The organism is Microbacterium foliorum (assembly GCF_006385575.1).
GTDB lineage: Bacteria > Actinomycetota > Actinomycetes > Actinomycetales > Microbacteriaceae > Microbacterium > Microbacterium foliorum_B.
In genome coordinates, this window is sequence record NZ_CP041040.1 from 383,939 (window position 1) to 397,900 (window position 13,962).

General features: G+C 68.9%; 17 protein-coding genes. 12 read left to right on the top strand and 5 right to left on the bottom strand.

The window, feature by feature from the left end:
- Positions 1 to 74: 74 nt before the first annotated feature.
- Both FIV50_RS01920 and FIV50_RS01925 read right to left on the bottom strand, forming a co-directional pair.
- Complete coding sequence (locus FIV50_RS01920; RefSeq protein ID WP_140035953.1) at positions 75 to 1,430, bottom strand: uracil-xanthine permease family protein; 1,356 nt, start codon at positions 1,428 to 1,430, stop codon at positions 75 to 77.
- A gap of 171 nt (positions 1,431 to 1,601) precedes the next feature.
- Entirely contained in the window at positions 1,602 to 2,480 is an 879-nt protein-coding gene (locus tag FIV50_RS01925) for a phosphoribosylaminoimidazolesuccinocarboxamide synthase (protein ID WP_140035954.1), read from the bottom strand.
- Between the two features lie 97 nt (positions 2,481 to 2,577).
- On the opposite strand from FIV50_RS01925, the gene FIV50_RS01930 reads away from it, so the two are divergent.
- From FIV50_RS01930 to FIV50_RS01960, 7 genes are all read left to right on the top strand, one after another.
- Positions 2,578 to 2,793 (top strand): DUF2945 domain-containing protein, encoded by a 216-nt coding sequence (locus FIV50_RS01930; RefSeq protein WP_140035955.1) that lies wholly within the window; start codon positions 2,578 to 2,580, stop codon positions 2,791 to 2,793.
- Positions 2,794 to 2,951: 158 nt separating this feature from the next.
- Complete coding sequence (locus FIV50_RS17835; RefSeq protein WP_258184368.1) at positions 2,952 to 3,107, top strand: hypothetical protein; 156 nt, start codon at positions 2,952 to 2,954, stop codon at positions 3,105 to 3,107.
- A complete protein-coding gene (locus tag FIV50_RS01940; protein WP_258184369.1) occupies positions 3,067 to 3,396 on the top strand; it encodes a hypothetical protein in 330 nt (109 codons plus the stop codon). The genes FIV50_RS17835 and FIV50_RS01940 overlap by 41 nt, the downstream gene beginning before the upstream one ends.
- A complete protein-coding gene (locus FIV50_RS01945) occupies positions 3,393 to 4,973 on the top strand; it encodes a DHA2 family efflux MFS transporter permease subunit (protein WP_140035956.1) in 1,581 nt (526 codons plus the stop codon). Before FIV50_RS01940 ends, FIV50_RS01945 begins: the two co-directional genes overlap by 4 nt.
- Positions 4,974 to 5,108: 135 nt before the next feature.
- Positions 5,109 to 5,333, top strand: coding sequence for a DUF4160 domain-containing protein (locus FIV50_RS01950; RefSeq protein WP_219846281.1), 225 nt, complete (start codon positions 5,109 to 5,111; stop codon positions 5,331 to 5,333).
- Positions 5,314 to 5,550, top strand: a complete 237-nt coding sequence (locus FIV50_RS01955) for a DUF2442 domain-containing protein (protein WP_140035958.1) — start codon at positions 5,314 to 5,316, stop codon at positions 5,548 to 5,550. Before FIV50_RS01950 ends, FIV50_RS01955 begins: the two co-directional genes overlap by 20 nt.
- Positions 5,551 to 5,639: 89 nt before the next feature.
- Positions 5,640 to 6,170: a GNAT family N-acetyltransferase gene (locus FIV50_RS01960; protein WP_140035959.1), complete on the top strand. Its 531-nt coding sequence runs from the start codon at positions 5,640 to 5,642 to the stop codon at positions 6,168 to 6,170.
- Positions 6,171 to 6,326: 156 nt separating this feature from the next.
- Here the strand turns inward: FIV50_RS01960 and purD are convergent, their stop codons facing one another.
- On the bottom strand, positions 6,327 to 7,604 hold the full coding sequence (purD, locus tag FIV50_RS01965; protein WP_140035960.1) for a phosphoribosylamine--glycine ligase: 1,278 nt from the start codon (positions 7,602 to 7,604) through the stop codon (positions 6,327 to 6,329).
- A 47-nt stretch (positions 7,605 to 7,651) separates the two neighbouring features.
- Positions 7,652 to 8,332 carry an NUDIX hydrolase gene (locus FIV50_RS01970; protein WP_140035961.1) on the bottom strand — a complete coding sequence of 227 codons (681 nt, stop codon included), beginning with the start codon at positions 8,330 to 8,332 and terminating at the stop codon, positions 7,652 to 7,654.
- A gap of 173 nt (positions 8,333 to 8,505) precedes the next feature.
- Between FIV50_RS01970 and FIV50_RS01975 the strand changes: the two genes are divergently transcribed.
- Entirely contained in the window at positions 8,506 to 8,877 is a 372-nt protein-coding gene (locus FIV50_RS01975; RefSeq protein ID WP_140035962.1) for a sterol carrier family protein, read from the top strand.
- Positions 8,878 to 8,987: 110 nt separating this feature from the next.
- Positions 8,988 to 9,302: a potassium transporter Trk gene (locus FIV50_RS01980; protein WP_140035963.1), complete on the top strand. Its 315-nt coding sequence runs from the start codon at positions 8,988 to 8,990 to the stop codon at positions 9,300 to 9,302.
- 24 nt (positions 9,303 to 9,326) lie between these two features.
- On the opposite strand, the gene FIV50_RS01985 is transcribed toward FIV50_RS01980, so the two are convergent.
- Positions 9,327 to 9,959 (bottom strand): zinc-binding alcohol dehydrogenase, encoded by a 633-nt coding sequence (locus tag FIV50_RS01985; RefSeq protein ID WP_140035964.1) that lies wholly within the window; start codon positions 9,957 to 9,959, stop codon positions 9,327 to 9,329.
- Between the two features lie 62 nt (positions 9,960 to 10,021).
- Between FIV50_RS01985 and purM the strand changes: the two genes are divergently transcribed.
- The 3 genes from purM to FIV50_RS02000 are packed head-to-tail and all read left to right on the top strand — an operon-like array spanning position 10,022 to position 13,920.
- A complete protein-coding gene (gene purM / locus FIV50_RS01990; protein ID WP_140035965.1) occupies positions 10,022 to 11,137 on the top strand; it encodes a phosphoribosylformylglycinamidine cyclo-ligase in 1,116 nt (371 codons plus the stop codon).
- 6 nt (positions 11,138 to 11,143) lie between these two features.
- Complete coding sequence (purF, locus tag FIV50_RS01995; RefSeq protein ID WP_140035966.1) at positions 11,144 to 12,616, top strand: amidophosphoribosyltransferase; 1,473 nt, start codon at positions 11,144 to 11,146, stop codon at positions 12,614 to 12,616.
- Positions 12,589 to 13,920: an MFS transporter gene (locus FIV50_RS02000; protein WP_258184370.1), complete on the top strand. Its 1,332-nt coding sequence runs from the start codon at positions 12,589 to 12,591 to the stop codon at positions 13,918 to 13,920. Before purF ends, FIV50_RS02000 begins: the two co-directional genes overlap by 28 nt.
- Positions 13,921 to 13,962: the final 42 nt, after the last annotated feature.

Genomic DNA, 13,962 nt, shown 5'->3' on the forward strand with positions numbered 1-13,962 from the left:
CGCCGCCGCACGCGAAGATCCCGGATGCCGCAGCTGCAGCATCCGGGATCTTCAGGTTCGCGGGTCGAGCGTGATCAGGCGGGGTCGCCGCCCAGCGGGCCCACGGCCTCGAGGGGCCTCGGGTCGTCGGCGCCGGTCTTGCGCGCGCGGGCGATCGCGTTGCCCACGTGGTAGATCAGCAGCGCGGCGACCGTGCCGAGCACGATGCCGCCGAAGGCGAAGTCGCCGAGCTGCATCGAGAATCCGGCGACGCCGATCACGAGCGACACGGCGGCCGTGTACTGGTTCACCGGACGCGAGAAGTCGACCCTGCTGTCGACCCAGATCTTGATGCCGATGATGCCGATCAGGCCGTAGAGAGCAGTGGTCGCACCGCCGAGCACGCCGGCGGGGATCGAGTTGAAGACCTCGCCGACCTTGGGCGAGAACGCCAGCAGGATCGCGAAGAGCCCGGCGACCCAGTACACGGCGGTCGAGTAGACGCGGGTCGCGGCCATGACGCCGATGTTCTCGCCGTAGGTCGTCGTGCCGGATCCGCCGAAGCCGCCGGCGATGGTCGTGGCGACACCGTCGGCGATCAGCGCGCGACCCGTGTGCTTGTTGATGGCGGGGTCTTCGGTCATGGTTGCGACGCCGCGCACGTGGCCGACGTTCTCGGCGACGAGCACCAGGACGACGGGGAGGAACATCGCGATGGTCGACCAGGTGCCAGGGGCGATGAAGTCGGGGAGCTGGAACTCGGGCAGGCCGACCCAGGGTGCGTCGGCGATGAGCTCGGCGGGCGTCTTGCCGCCGCGCAGGGCGTTGGGTACGTCGAAGGACCCGGTGAAGGCGGCGTAGATGAAGCCGACCGCGACGCCGAGGAAGATCGAGATGCGTCCGAGGAACCCGCGGAACAGCACCGCGAACAGGATGATCGCGACGAGCGTGATGGTCGCGGTCACGGGGTCGAGCTGGAAGTTGTTCCACGCGGTCGGGGCGAGGTTGAAGCCGATCAGAGCGACGATCGCACCGGCGACGACCGGAGGCATCAGCGCGTCGACCCAGCGCAGGCCGGCGAACTGCACGACCAGACCCACGGCGGTGAGCAGGATGCCGACCGCGACGACTCCCGCCAGGGCTGAGCCGGTGCCACCCGCAGCGACCGCGGCGGTGATCGGCGCGATGAACGCGAACGACGAGCCGAGGTAGCTGGGCAGCTGGTTCTTCGTGATCAGCAGGAAGATCAGCGTGCCGAGGCCGCTGAACAGCAGCGTGGTCGAGACCGGGAAGCCGGTCAGGGTCGGCACGAGGAACGTGGCACCGAACATCGCGACGACGTGCTGGGCGCCGATCGCGATCGTGGCCGGCCAGTTCAGGCGCTCTTCGGGCTTGACGACGGCGCCGGGCTCGACAGTGCGGCCGTTTCCGTGGGTCTTCCACAGGGGCATGCGGGCTCCTCAGGATCGGGGGAGGGGGAGTGCTGGAGCAACACTACCGATTCCTGAGTGTTCCCTGGGTGCGCGTGGACGCTCCCTCGGGCGGACTTCTGCGCCTCGGGAGGAGAATTCTCGAGGATCTCTCCTCCCGAGACGCAGTTCTCCTCCCGGGAGGGTGTGGCGTCAGGCTCCGAGGCGCTCGATCAGCTCGCGGTAGCGGGCGGCGGTGCGCTCGACGATGTCCTCGGGAAGCACGGGCGGCTCGCCCTGCTTGTCCCAGTTCGAGGCCAGCCAGTCGCGCACGATCTGCTTGTCGAAGCTCGCCATGCGCTCGCTCGGGGTCGAACCGATGCGCCAGGCCTCGGCATCCCAGTAGCGCGACGAGTCGCTCGTGAGCACCTCGTCGGCCAGGCGCAGCGTGCCGTCGCCATCCGTGCCGAATTCGAACTTGGTGTCGGCGAGGATCAGGCCCTTCTCCTCCGCGATCGCAGCGGCCCTCGTGTAGAGCGCGAGCGAGACGTCGCGCAGCTCGGCTGCCCGCTCGGCGCCGACGAGCTCGACGACCCGCTCGAAGGTGATGTTCTCGTCGTGCTCGCCCATCGGCGCCTTGTATGCCGGGGTGAACAGCGGCTCGGGAAGGCGGTCGCCGTTCTGCAGGCCCGCAGGCAGCGGGATGCCGCACACGGTGCCGCTCTCGGTGTATTCGGCCCAGCCGGTGCCGGTGATGTAGCCGCGCACGACGCATTCGACCGGCAGCATCTCGAGCGACTGTGCGAGCATGGCGCGGTCGGCGACGCTCGCGGGGATGTCGCCCTCGACGAGGTGGTTCGGAACATCGCTGAGCCGGCTGAACCACCAGCGGCTGAGACGCGTGAGCAGCGCGCCCTTCTCGGGGATGCCCGGCGACAGCACGAAGTCGAACGCACTCACGCGGTCGGAGGCGACTACGAGGATGCGGGTGTCGGCGGCGTCATCCGAGGCGTACAGGTCGCGGACCTTGCCCGAATAGATGTGGCGCCAGCCGGGGATGGTCTGCGCGTTGCTGTCCGAAGGTGTGCTCACCCGCCCATTATCCCGGTAGACGTCGCCGGTGTCGTGTCAAGGGCTGGTGCGACCGCTGCGGCATCGGCGACGCTCGAACCGAGGAAGCGGAGGAACCATGACGAAGGACCTATCGACGGGTGATCGGGTGAGCTGGAACACGCCCCAGGGACGAACGCACGGCACGGTGGTGGAGAAGCGGACGAAGGACTTCCGGTTCGCCGGGCAGAGCTTCACCGCCTCGGACGACGAACCGGCTTACATCGTGAAGTCGGAGAAGAGCGGCGACGAGGCCGCGCACAAAGGTTCGGCGCTCCGGAAGCTGAGCAGCTGAGCTGAACCCCGCCGCGGTACGGCTCGTGTACGCGGATCGGCCGCTCACGCCGGAGCAGCTCGCCGCCACGCTGAGGTAGAGCGGGCGAACTCGGCGTCCGTCTTGTCGACCGGTATGAAGGAGCGTACAGTCCACGTGGACTATTTGAGGTGGAGCACGTGTCGAACGAACCTGCGGAGCGACTGACCCCGATGGGGGTGATGATCCTGGCGCTGCTGCGCGAGGGCGACATGCATCCCTACGAGATGGTGCGCCTGATGCGCGCTCGCCGCGATGAGCGACCGGCCCGCCGAGTTCCGCATCGCGCTCGCTGAGGCGCACAACCTCGAGCGACCCGACGTCATCGAGTGTCTCCACTCCCGACGTGAGGCCCTCGACGAGGGGCACGTGATGCACCGCGACGGACTGATCGGTGCTCGACGAAAGGGCGCACCCGAGCAGGTGCTCGTCGAGTTCGAGCGCCAGGAGGTGCTGCTCGAGGCCGAGCTGCGCTGGCTCGACTCGCTCCTCGACCGGCTCGAGGCCGAAACGTTCCCCTGGGGGCCCACGGCTTTCGAGAACACCGACCGCTACCTCGCACAGCGAAAGGCTGCACAGCAATGACCGAGTCTCCCTCGACCGGACGTCCACCCGCGGCATCCTCGTCCTCCGGTCCGTCGACCGGCACGTTCGCCGCCGGTCAACGCCCGGCCAGCCCGTGGCCCGCACTGTGGGCGCTGGTCATCGGCTTCTTCATGATCCTCGTCGACACCACGATCGTCTCGGTCGCGAACCCGGCCATCAAGGCGGCGCTCGACCCCACCACCAACAACCTCGACAACGTGGTGTGGGTCACCAGCGCCTACCTGCTCGCCTACGCGGTGCCGCTGCTGATCACCGGACGCCTCGGCGACCGCTTCGGCCCGAAGAACATCTACCTCATCGGCCTCGCGATCTTCACGCTCGCATCGCTCTGGTGCGGACTGTCGGGCTCGCTCGAGATGCTCATCGCGGCGCGCGCAGTGCAGGGGCTGGGTGCCGCCTTCATGACGCCGCAGACGATGGCCGTCATCACGCGCACGTTCCCGCCCGACCGTCGCGGCGCGGCCATGGGCTTGTGGGGCGCGACCGCCGGTGTCGCGACTCTCGTCGGACCCCTGGTGGGCGGGCTGCTCGTCGACGGCTTCGGCTGGGAGTGGATCTTCTTCGTGAACATCCCCGTCGGCATCGTCGCGTTCGTGCTCGCCTGGCGTCTCGTGCCGAAGCTGCAGACCAGTCCGCATCGCTTCGACATCCTCGGCGTCATCCTGAGCGCCGTGGCGCTGTTCCTCATCGTCTTCGGACTGCAGGAGGGCGAGAAGTTCGACTGGGGCGTCATCTGGGGGCCGATCTCGGTGTGGAGCCTCATCATCACCGGCCTCGTCGTGCTCGCCCTGTTCATCGTGCAGCAGGCGCGCACGCGCAGTGAGGCGCTGGTGCCGCTCGCGCTCTTCCGCGACCGCAACTTCTCCGGCGCGAACGTCGCCATCGCCGCCGTCGGGTTCACGGTGACGAGCATGTCGCTGCCGATGATGTTCTTCCTGCAGACCGCGCGAGGGCTCACTCCGACCGAAGCCGCGCTGCTGCTCATCCCGATGGCCGTGCTGTCCGGGGTGCTCGCGCCGTTCGCCGGCAAGCTGCTCGATCGCGTCGACCCGCGCATCATCCTCATCCCCGGTCTGCTCTGCGTGGTCGTCGCCCTCATCTGGTACTCCGCGCTGATCAACATGGGCACCGAGATCTGGATGTTCCTGCTTCCCTCCGCCCTGATGGGCATCGGCAACGCGGGAATGTGGGGGCCGCTCGCGACCACCGCGACCCGCAAGTTGCCGCCGCGCCAGGCGGGTGCCGGTGCGGGCATCTACAACACGACCCGTACCATCGGATCGGTCATCGGCTCGGCATCCATCGCCGCATTCATGCAGTCGCGCCTCGAGGCGAACCTGCCGGGTCTCGCCGATGCCCCCTCGGGCATCAGCGGCGGCGGTTCGCTCCCGCCCGAGGTCGCCGAGGGGTTCGCCTCAGGAATGTCGCAGGCGATCCTGCTTCCCGCGTGCGTGATGGTCGTGGCTCTCGTCGCATCGCTGTTCCTCGGACGCTACGACAAGACGGATGCAGCGGCCCCGTCCGCACCCGCGGAGGCGCCCGCTCCCGCGGCGTGACCCGCCATTGACGATGAGCCGGGTCTTCTGCACCATCGTGCGGAAGACCCGGCTCTCCACAGTCGCCGGGTCGCCGCGGCGAACCCGATTCGCTCGGGTGGCGACGCTGGCTACCGTCGGTCCGTGCCGACGGTCATGCGGGTTCGCGGATACCGATTCTTCTTCTACAGCAACGAGGGATCGGAGCCGCCCCACGTACACGTGGAGCATTCCGGAATGACTGCCAAGTTCTGGCTTGCGCCCGTAAGCTCTGCATCAAGATCGAGGTTCAGCGACGATGAGCTGCGCTCACTGCAGCGTCTCGTGAACCGGCATCGGCATCGTTTCGAGGAGGCGTGGCATGAGCATTTCGGTGGATGACGCGGTCGCCGTCGGCGTCTCTTTCGACGATCGAGAGATGCATGTGCGCATCAGGGACGGACGGACGATCAGTGCACCTCTCGCGTGGTTCCCGCGTCTTGCCACCGCGACGGCCGCGGAGCGCAGGGATTGGCGACTGATCGGCTCAGGGGAGGGCATTCAGTGGAGTCGGCTCGATGAAGACGTGTCGATCGCGGGGTTGCTGCATCACCCCTGACCGGTCGTCGAGCGAGGCCGGCGAGCCGCCCGAGCTGACACGCGCTGACCGGTTTGCGCCCGGGAATGCCGATGTGATGTCATCGGGCGATGACGATCGAGCTCACGAGGCCCACCACTGACCTGTTCGACTCCTGGGCGGCGGCCGTCGCCGAATTCGGCGACGGGCACGTCGACGGATCAGGTCTCCAGACACCTGTCACCCCGGACCGCGCGACGCTCGATGCCCTCATCGAGAAGTCGACGCTGCTGGCCGACACCACGGCCGACCTCCCCGAGGATGCCGTGCACAACGACCTGTATTGGATCGTCGACGACGGCGAGGTCGTCGGGTTCCTGTCGTTCCGGCACGAGCTCAACGAGTGGCTCCGTGAGGCGGGCGGCCACATCGGGTACTCGGTGCGCGAGTCGCGACGGCGTCAGGGCTACGCTTCAGCGGCGCTGCGTCTCGGGTTCGAGCGGGCACGCGAGATCGGACTCGACCGCGTGCTCGTCACGTGCGACGACGACAACGTCGGCTCGTACCGCACGATCGAGGGTGCCGGAGGCGTGCTGCAGGACGTCAGCGACCAGTCGGCGCGGGGCCACGCGATGCTCCGCCGATACTGGATCACCCTCTAGCCGCGAGCGCCGGGGCGGGCACGACGTCGGACGTCAGGCCGGGCTCGCCGCGGTGACGGGCGGATGCTGCGGCGGGGCGCGCGCGGCATCCGAAGCTGTGCCCGTCTGAAGCGGTGCCGATCCGAACTCGTGCCTGCCAGAGGCCGGGCACTCGGGCTACTCCGCGACGCGGGCGGCGATGTCGGTGCGGAAGTGCGAACCGTCGAGCGTGATGCGGCCGATCGCCTCGTAGGCACGGTCGCGCGCGGTGCGGAAGTCGGATGCCACGGCGACGACGTTCAGCACCCGACCACCGGTCGCGATCAGCGAGCCGCCGGGTGCATCGGGGCTGGCTGTCGCGGCGTGCACGAGGCGCACACCCTCGACGGCCGCCGCATCGGCGAGGCCCTCGATCGGCCGGCCGGTCTGCGGCGCCTCGGGGTAGCCCTCGCTGGCGAGGACGACCGTGATGGCGACGTCGTCGCTGAAGACCGGCTCCGGCTGGTCTTCGAGAGTGCCGGATGCTGCGGCGAGCAGCAGCTCCGACAGTGGAGTCACGAGGCGAGGCAGCACGATCTGCGTCTCGGGGTCGCCGAAGCGGGCGTTGAACTCGATCACGCGCACACCGGCGGGAGTCAGGATGAGACCCGCGTAGAGGAGGCCGATGAACGGGGTGCCTTCTTCGTCGAGCTGACGGATCACGGGCAGGGCGACATCACGCGTGACCTCTTCGACGAAGGCCTGCTCGCTGCCGAACTGGTCGGCGAGCCACGGCAGCGGAGAGTAGGCGCCCATGCCGCCCGTGTTGGGGCCTTCGTCGCCGTCGAGCGCGCGCTTGAAGTCCTGCGCCGGGCTGAGCGCGCGCACGGTGTCGCCGTCGCTCAGGAAGAACAGCGAGACCTCGGGGCCCGAGAGGAACTCTTCGATGAGCACGGGGCCGGAGGGCAGATAGTGCTCGGCGTGCGCGAGGGCCTCGGCGCGATCCGAGGTCACGATGACACCCTTGCCTGCGGCGAGCCCGTCGGCCTTGACCACGTGGGGGGCACCGAGGTCGTCGAATGCGGCCTCGACCTCGGCGGTGGTGGTGGCGCGCACCGCTCGTCCGGTGGGCACGCCGGCGGCATCCATGATCCGCTTGGCGAAGGACTTCGACCCCTCGAGCTGAGCCGCGGCCTTGCCGGGGCCGAAGACAGGGATGCCGTGCGCGCGCAGCACGTCGGCGACACCCGCGACCAGCGGCGCCTCGGGTCCGACGACCACGAGGTCGACGCCGTGCTCGTTGGCGAACGAGGTCACGGCCGCCCCATCGAGCATGTCGAGGGTGACCGGCGTCGCGTCCTGCGCGATTCCGGCGTTGCCGGGGGCGACGAAGATCTCGTGCTCCGCGGTCTCTGCTCGCAGAGCGAGGATGATCGCGTGCTCACGGGCACCGGAACCGAGGACGAGAATCTTCACCCGTCCAGACTACCGAGGCGGGCGCGCGCGTTTCGGCTGGTTGCGCCTCAGAGTTCGACCGGGCGCTCCGCCGAGGCGTCCCATGGCACGGTCCAGCCGGCGGCGTCGAACAGCGCATCGAGCACCATCGCCGTGAAGCCCCACACGATCGTGCCGTCGACATCGAACGCCGGCCCCTTCCAGGTGCGACCCATGCGGTGGATCGTCGACGTGAAGCGGGTCGCCGGGTCGAGCAGCTGCGCCACGGGCACTCGGAACACATCGACCGTCTCGGCATGATCCACGGCCGCGACGCGCGACGGCGAACGCCACCAGCCGAGTACGGGGGTGACCATGTGGTTGCTCGCGGCGAGCGGGATCTCGGTAAGAGTGGCGAGGATCTCGACGCCGGCCGGGTCGAGACCCGTCTCCTCCTCGGCCTCGCGCAGGGCGGTGGCGACGGCATCCGCATCCGACTCCTCGGCCCGGCCACCCGGGAACGACACCTGCCCGGGGTGCGACGACAGCGTGGCCGCTCGGCGCTGCAGCAGCACGTCGAGGTCTGCGGCCATGGTCGCGGAGTCGGTCTGCGCCGGGATGCTGTCGAGCTTGCCGAACAGCACGAGCACGGATGCCGCATGAGCGTTGCCGTCGACCGGAGGCAGGGGCCTCGTCCAGCCCTCACTGCGCTGCGCCGCGGCGAGCAGCTGGGCTCTCGCGCCGTGCAGGGTATCGGGACTGTGGCTCATCGCCTCGAGCCTATTCCTGCGCCGGGCGGTGGGGGCGGATTCCTGTGTACGCCAGCGGAGTCGATTCGCGCGTGCGAAGGCCGAATCGTCGCGGCGCGGCCTTCGCACGCGTGAATCGCCTCGCGAAGCGCACACGCCCGCAGCAACGAACCGGCTCGGCGTACCCTGTTCCCATGCCCTCCAGGAAGATCGACATCATCGACGGCCGCGCGGCGCTCGATGAAGTCGGGAGAGCGGATGCCGCAGGCGAGAAGCCGCAGCGCACCGATCTCGCGACGGCCGTCCGCTACCTGCTGCAACTGCTCGACGAGAAGGCTCCGGGCAACAGCGTCGAGGTTCGAGTGCCGCCGTTCGGCGCGGTGCAGGTGATCCAGGGCCCGCGGCATACGCGCGGCACTCCGCCGAACGTCGTCGAGATGGACCCCGCGACCTGGATCGCCGTCGCCACGGGCAAGGAGCACTGGTCGGATGCCGCGGGTGCGGGCCGGGTCAGTGCCTCAGGCACCCGCGCGGATCTGTCTGACGTCCTGCCGCTGCGTCCCTGACCGAAGACGTCTGACCTGTCCAGACGCCAGCCCGAGGCCGCATCACGGCGACGCCGAGATGCTCGGCAGACCGGCACCCCACCCACAGGCAACGGTGGGAGAATGGATGCATGTCCTCCCACGATTCCTCCCAGACGGTCGAGGCGACCGTCCGCCGCGTGCCGCGCTTCGGTGTGTTCATGGGCATCGGCGTCGTGCTCGGAATCATCGCCGCCGGCATCCTGACGATGATGGGCAGCTTCGAACCCTCTGAAGCGGCAGGCGTCGTCTACCCGCCCGGACAGGTGTTCGGATTCCTGCTGCTGTGGACCGTGCCGATCGGCTTCGCCCTCGCGAGCGTCGTCGCGCTGATCCTCGAGCGCCTCGCCCGCCGCCACGATCACGTCGTGACGGTCGAGCACGAGACGATCATCGAGAACGACTGACCCGGTCGCGCGCAGCAGGCCCGGTCAGGCCAGCTCTGCGATGATCGGCCGGATCGCCGCGTCGAACGACACCACGTCGCGCCGCAGTCCGTCGGTCACCGCGACCGTGAGAGCGCCGATCCACCAGATCCCCCGCTGCGAGAACGGCAGCACCTGCACGTTGAGCTCGAACGAATGCGCACGCCGCCCGATCTCGCGCTCGAACTCGGCGATCGCACTCGCATAGGCACGGTACGCCTCGCCGCCGATGTTGCCGTTGCCCGACCTGCTCGCCATCGAGCTGCGGATCGACGCGACGTAGCGATCGTGCGCGACGCGGGCGAAGTGCATCGCCGACTCCGCATGCGGCGCGATCGCCGCGGCGAGCTGCTCGGCTCCGGTCGCGGGCAGCGCCACGAGCGTGTCGAAGCCCTCGACGAGTTCGAGCGGCACGCCGGAGGGGTGCGCTCGGGGTTCGACCGTCATGTCCCAGTAGTCGCGCCACTGCTTCTCGAGCTCGGGCGTCACCTCGACGGCATCCGGTGCTCTGACGGGCAGATCGCGCAGGCTCGGAAGGTCTTCCGGAGCCCGGATGCCGAGCGATTGGCGCAATGCGAGCGCGACGAGCACCGGAACGCTCGCGTCTTCGCGGATCAACCACTGCGGCTTGTCGGCCATGGCCCCATCGTAGGAGATCGAGGGCGGGGAGAGGAGGGCCCCGCGGGCGGTAGGCTGGAGGGGTGGCTGCCTCCCCCACCAATCCCTATTCCGAAGCCGGCGTCGATACCGCTGCAGGCGATCTCGCCGTCGAGCTGATGAAATCTTCCGTGCGCGCTACGCACGGCCCTGAAGTGCTCGGCGGTGTCGGCGGATTCGCCGGACTGTTCGACGCGAGCGCGCTGCGCGACTTCCGTCGCCCGCTGCTCGCGACCAGCACAGACGGCGTCGGCACGAAGGTCGCCATCGCGCAGGCCATCGACAAGCACGACACGATCGGCCAAGACCTCGTCGGCATGGTCGTCGACGACATCGTCGTGGTGGGCGCCAAGCCGCTCTTCATGACCGACTACATCGCCTGCGGCAAGGTCTTCCCGCAGCGCATCGCCGACATCGTGCGCGGCATCGCCGAGGCGTGCACCGCCACCGGCACCGCACTCATCGGCGGCGAGACCGCAGAGCACCCCGGTCTCCTCGGCCCGCGCGACTACGACGTGGCAGGAGCCGCGACCGGAGTCGTCGAGGCCGACGGCATCCTCGGGGCCGATCGCGTGCAGGACGGCGACGTCGTGCTCGCCGTCGAGTCCAGCGGACTGCACTCCAACGGCTACTCGCTCGTGCGCCACATCGTCACGAACGCCGGCATCGGCTATGGCGACAACGCCGCCGACTTCGGCAAGACCTGGGGCGAGGCTCTTCTCGAGCCGACGCGCCTCTACACGCTTCCGCTGCTGCGTCTGATCGAGCAGCTCGGCGGGGGAGTGCACTCGCTCAGCCACGTCACCGGCGGCGGCATCGCGGCGAACCTCGCCCGTGTGCTCCCGCAGGGCAGCTGGGCCGAGGTCGACCGCAGCACGTGGTCGCCGAGCCCGGTCTTCCGCGTGCTCAGTGACATCGCGGGATCGACGCTGGAATCGGCCGAGGGCACCTGGAACCTCGGCATCGGATTCCTCGCGATCGTCGCGGCCGACAAGAAGGATGCCGCCATCGCGGCGCTCGCGGCAGACGGCATGCCCGCGTGGCAGGTCGGAACCGTGGGCTTCGGCGCGCGTCCGGCAGGAGAGTTCGAACAGGGCGCCAAGGGCGTCGACGGTGGAGCTGTGCGCCTGGTCGGCGCCTATGCGGACGGAGCGAAGTAAGAGTCCATGTGCGGCATCGTCGGAATGGTGGGCTCTGCCCCGGTCAATCAGGACATCTACGACGCACTCCTGCTGCTGCAGCACCGCGGCCAGGATGCGACGGGCATCGCGACCGCTGAGGCGAACGGCGTGATGCACAACGCCAAGGCACAGGGCATGGTGCGCGAGGCGTTCCGCACCCGTGACATGCGCGGGCTCCTCGGCAACGTCGGGCTCGGTCACGTGCGCTACGCGACCAAGGGCACCGCATCGAACGAAGAGGAGATGCAGCCGTTCTACGTGAACGCGCCGTACGGCATCATCCTCATCCACAACGGCAACCTGACGAACACGCGTGAGCTCACGGCCGACATGGCCCAGCGCGACCGCCGTCACCTCAACTCCTCGAGCGACACCGAGCTGCTGCTCAACGTGCTCGCCGGCGAGCTGCAGAACACCACCTCGACGGTCGACCTCGATGCAGACCGGGTCTTCGAGGCGGTCGAGCGCACTCATGAGCGCATCGAGGGCGCCTACGCCGTCATCGCGGTCATCGCCGGCTACGGCCTGCTCGCGTTCCGCGACCCGTTCGGCATCCGCCCCCTCATCCTCGGCCGTCGTCCGTCGACCGTCCCCGGCGCAGAGGGCCGGGACGAATGGGTCGTCACGAGCGAGTCGCTGGTGCTCGAGAACGCCGACTACGAAGTGGTCCGCGAGGTCGAACCCGGCGAGGCGATCTTCATCACGAACGAGGGTGAACTGCACAGCAGGCAGTGCGCGAAGGATGCGACGCTCGCGCCGTGTGCGTTCGAGTACGTCTACCTCGCTCGACCCGACTCGGTCATGAACGGCGTCTCGGTCTACGAGTCCCGCCTGCGCATGGGCGACAAGCTGGCCGACACGATCGCCAAGCACGTGCCGATGGACAAGATCGACGTCGTCATGCCGATCCCCGACTCGTCTCGGCCCGCGGCCATGGAGGTCGCCCGCAAGCTGGGCATCGAGTACCGCGAGGGCTTCTACAAGAACCGCTACGTCGGCCGCACCTTCATCATGCCCGGCCAGGCCGTGCGCAAGAAGAGCGTGCGTCAGAAGCTGAACGCGATGTCGACCGAGTTCCAGGGCAAGAACGTGCTGCTGATCGACGACTCGATCGTGCGGGGCACGACGTCGAAGGAGATCATCCAGATGGCGCGGGATGCCGGTGCCACCTCGGTGACGTTCGCGTCCGCAGCGCCGCCCGTGCGGTACCCGCACGTCTACGGCATCAACATGCCGTCGCGTCACGAGCTCATCGCCCACGGGCGCACGATCCCCGAGATCGCCGCCGTGCTGGGCTGCGACCACCTGGTCTACCAGGAGGTCGAAGACCTCAAGTCCGCGATCACCGAGGGCTCCGTGCTGAGCGACCTCGACATGAGCTGCTTCGACGGCCGGTACGTCACCGGCACGGTCTCCGACGAGTACCTCGCGTGGGTGGAGGGGTCGCAGACCTCGTGACCTCGGGTGCGCAGCCGCTCTGGCGGGGTCGCGCCCTCGCACTGATCGGCATCGTGCTGGTCGCCTTCTCGTTGCGCTCGGCCGTGGCATCCCTGTCGCCCGTGCTCGACCACGTCGCCGACGACTTCGCGGTGTCGTCGGTCGTCGTGGGTCTGATCGGCGCAGCGCCGCCGGTGTGCTTCGCCGTGTTCGGCCTGCTCACCCCGCTGTTCGAGCGCCGTTTCGGACTCGAACGCGTGGCGGTGGTCGCGATCGCGCTGATTGCGACCGGACTTGTGCTGCGCAGCCTCGCCGTCGACTCGACATCGCTGCTCGCCGCGACGGCCGTGGTCTTCGCCGGAGTCGGCTCGGGCAACGTGCTGCTGCCGCCGCTGGTCAAGAAGTACTTCCCCGATCGGCTCGGTCTGATGATGACCGTGTACTCGACGACCATGGCCGTGTCGACGTTCGTGCCGCCGCTGGTCGCGGTGCCGCTCGCCGACTCGGCGGGGTGGCGGGTCTCGCTGGGCCTGTGGGGCGTGTTCGCCGCGATCGCGCTGGTGCCGTGGGTGGCGATGCTGGTCACGAGTCGAGCGGATGCCGTCGCTGCCGCACCTGTCCGAGTCGACCCGGCCTCGGCAGAGGCCGAACGCGACGGGCACGACGCAGCGTCCATGGCGACCGGCCCGATCGCGACGAGGCCAGCGAACCCCCGGGTCTTCGGTCGGCTGTGGCGCCTGCCGATGGCCTGGTCCATCGCGCTGGTGTTCGCGGCATCGTCGACGCTGGCCTACGTCTCGTTCGCATGGCTGCCATCGATCATGATCGACGTGGGTGGCGTGACACCGGCGAACGCGGGGCTGCTGCTCTCGCTGTTCGGTCTGATGGGTCTGCCGTGCTCTCTGCTCGTGCCGATCCTCATCGTCCGGTTCCAGGCCACGCGCCCCGTGTTCTTCATCTCGATCGCATCCGGCCTCATCGGACTCCTCGGATTCATCTTCCTCCCGACAGTGGGACTGCCGATCTGGGTCGTGTTCTTCGGTCTCGCACCAGGGCTCTTCCCCCTCGCACTCGTGCTGCTCAGCATCCGCGCACGCACGCCCGAGAGCGCCGTGGCGCTCAGCGGGTTCGTGCAGAGCATCGGATATGCGGTCGCCGCGGTGTTCCCGCTGCTGATCGGTCTGCTGCACGACGCGACCGACAGCTGGCTGGTCCCGCTGTGGGTCCTGGTCGGCGTGCTGGTCGCCGTGATCCCCGCAGGATGGGTCGCGGGTCGCCGCCGCACGATCGAAGAGGACTGGGAGCGCCGGCACGGTCGCTGGTGACTGCGCCTGCGTCGAACGGGGCGGCGTGAGGCTCAGCGCCCG

Excerpts from the sequence above, each read along its gene's own strand:
- FIV50_RS01950 (WP_219846281.1), top strand. The coding sequence starts at position 5,109 with ATGCGGGTTCGCGGATACCGATTCTTCTTCTACAGCAACGAGGGATCG.
- FIV50_RS01940 (WP_258184369.1), top strand. The coding sequence starts at position 3,067 with ATGAGCGACCGGCCCGCCGAGTTCCGCATCGCGCTCGCTGAGGCGCAC.
- purF (WP_140035966.1), top strand. The coding sequence starts at position 11,144 with ATGTGCGGCATCGTCGGAATGGTGGGCTCTGCCCCGGTCAATCAGGAC.
- FIV50_RS01970 (WP_140035961.1), bottom strand. The coding sequence starts at position 8,332 with ATGAGCCACAGTCCCGATACCCTGCACGGCGCGAGAGCCCAGCTGCTC.
- FIV50_RS01960 (WP_140035959.1), top strand. The coding sequence starts at position 5,640 with ATGACGATCGAGCTCACGAGGCCCACCACTGACCTGTTCGACTCCTGG.
- FIV50_RS01955 (WP_140035958.1), top strand. The coding sequence starts at position 5,314 with ATGAGCATTTCGGTGGATGACGCGGTCGCCGTCGGCGTCTCTTTCGAC.
- FIV50_RS01980 (WP_140035963.1), top strand. The coding sequence starts at position 8,988 with ATGTCCTCCCACGATTCCTCCCAGACGGTCGAGGCGACCGTCCGCCGC.
- FIV50_RS01975 (WP_140035962.1), top strand. The coding sequence starts at position 8,506 with ATGCCCTCCAGGAAGATCGACATCATCGACGGCCGCGCGGCGCTCGAT.
- FIV50_RS01945 (WP_140035956.1), top strand. The coding sequence starts at position 3,393 with ATGACCGAGTCTCCCTCGACCGGACGTCCACCCGCGGCATCCTCGTCC.
- FIV50_RS01920 (WP_140035953.1), bottom strand. The coding sequence starts at position 1,430 with ATGCCCCTGTGGAAGACCCACGGAAACGGCCGCACTGTCGAGCCCGGC.
- FIV50_RS01930 (WP_140035955.1), top strand. The coding sequence starts at position 2,578 with ATGACGAAGGACCTATCGACGGGTGATCGGGTGAGCTGGAACACGCCC.
- FIV50_RS01985 (WP_140035964.1), bottom strand. The coding sequence starts at position 9,959 with ATGGCCGACAAGCCGCAGTGGTTGATCCGCGAAGACGCGAGCGTTCCG.